General features: G+C 40.6%; 1 protein-coding gene. It reads right to left on the reverse strand.

Annotation, left to right across the window (positions count from 1 at the left end; translation table 11 throughout):
- Positions 1 to 39: 39 nt before the first annotated feature.
- A complete protein-coding gene (locus J3U63_RS13140; RefSeq protein ID WP_267371838.1) occupies positions 40 to 1,740 on the reverse strand; it encodes a ShlB/FhaC/HecB family hemolysin secretion/activation protein in 1,701 nt (566 codons plus the stop codon).
- Positions 1,741 to 1,917 lie beyond the last annotated feature (177 nt).

Genomic DNA, 1,917 nt, shown 5'->3' on the forward strand with positions numbered 1-1,917 from the left:
AGTTATACACATAACACAACGTACATCTTGTTATTCAACCTAATAATTCCACATCACACTAAAGCCTAATGCCAGCGGATTGGTTTGAAAACCTTTCGGTTTGCGAATTGGCATGCCGGCAAACAGGTCATAGTAAAAACCATAATTGTTTCCCCGAAATCCCAATACGCCACCGGTTAAATGCCGCCCTAGCAGATACTCACTTTTACCACCCGATACTTCACCGGTATCAAGACCTAAATAGGTTTCATGATTAAAGGGAACTTGCCAGGCTAATTCATTACGAAGATACCAACCGCGGTCCGCTCTTAATGTTAACTCCCCATCAAAGCCCCGAACACTCCAGCGCCCACCAATAGAAAACTGGTCTGGTGAAGTTAAGTGTGAGCCACGCGTATATTGCCCCTGATAATCTAAACGATAACGAAGGTGCTGTTCACCTAAGGTGAAAGGGACATTGGTAGAAAAGTTAACTGAGAAAATATCTGACAAGGCGCTGCTGTTATCTTCCGGGTTGTACTCTTCCGGCGCTTTTTTTGCATTAAACCAACGAACCCCTTTTTGGTAAGTAACACCCGCATCGATGGTAATATTGTCAATATAATGCCGGTGAGCAATGCCCAATTGCCAGCTTGTGGTTTTTCGTTGTTGGATTTCAATCTCGGTATTATCGACATAGTTATGTGATTGGCGTAACATTAGTCCATAACTTAATGTGGTCTTTTGTGATTCATTTCGATGCAGCACATAACTCAGTTGTATATTGGCATTGCGGCTGCGACCACTGTACTGGTAATCCTGATTTTCACCTGCTACATTTTGATGATATTTATTGCCCGATAAAGATGCACTTAACGACCAATAACCAAACGGAATTGAGTAAGACAGCAAATAGTTGCGTGAGCCATATTTACCTTTTCCATTAATATCATGCCCACCTGAGGCATAAAAGGAATCACTGAGCGATAAGGGATTATCTAAGTAAAATGTCACCCCGCCTTGGTCTCGCCCTGTTGTTTTAGTCCCTGAATCATCAACCGACAATCCCAATCGCCACATCTTGCTCTGTTTGCGGCTAATAACAATATCGCTTTCGCCCGGTTTATCACCCGGCACTAACTTCATTTGAGCACTCACTGTCGGTAATCGTTGTAAATTTTCAAGTCCTTGCTCTATATCCCGTAAATTCAGAAGATGATTTTCGCGTGCTGGCATAGCTGTATAAAGCTGGGCATAGTTATCACTATCATCACTGTAATAAATATGCCGGGTTTTACCTTCAACCAATAATAGTTGCAACTTACCACTTGCCAAATCTTGTTCCGGTGCCACCACTCGCGTGGTGATATAACCATAGCTAATGAGTCTGTCTTGTATTGCTTTCATCAATAAATTTATACCCTCAGAGCCTAAGCAGTGGTGCTCAGCTTGTTTCGCTAATTTATTTAAGGGAATAAACCAGGGTAATTTATCCCGCTCAAGTAACTGCACTTGATTGATAACAAAACATAATGATTCAGTGGGAAAATTAAGTTCACCTGTGTGGGTTGATGGCGGTAATAAACGGATATCGGGAGTGGCGGGTGTCAATGTTTCTTGTAGAGCTTTGTCTCGCTCTTGTTGATGAATAAGCTGCTCATCACTAATGACTTTTGTCGGTGGCGGCTCGGCGAATAATAAACAAGACGGCGAAATAGTAATGACTGCCGTTAATACAAGATTTTTTACAGAAAAACACATAATCACAACGCTACAAAATAGACACATAAAACCATGTTTGGCATACTAATGGGTAATAACTGATATGTATACACAAGTTGTAAATTCTGTGTAAATGTTTGTGATTTTACTGTAATTTTTATGTAAATATTGATAAGTTGATTGAGATATAAAGTCCTGAATTTAAATCAAACCAAT

This window comes from Gilliamella sp. B2838 (assembly GCF_026536185.1).
Taxonomy (GTDB): Bacteria; Pseudomonadota; Gammaproteobacteria; order Enterobacterales; family Orbaceae; genus Gilliamella.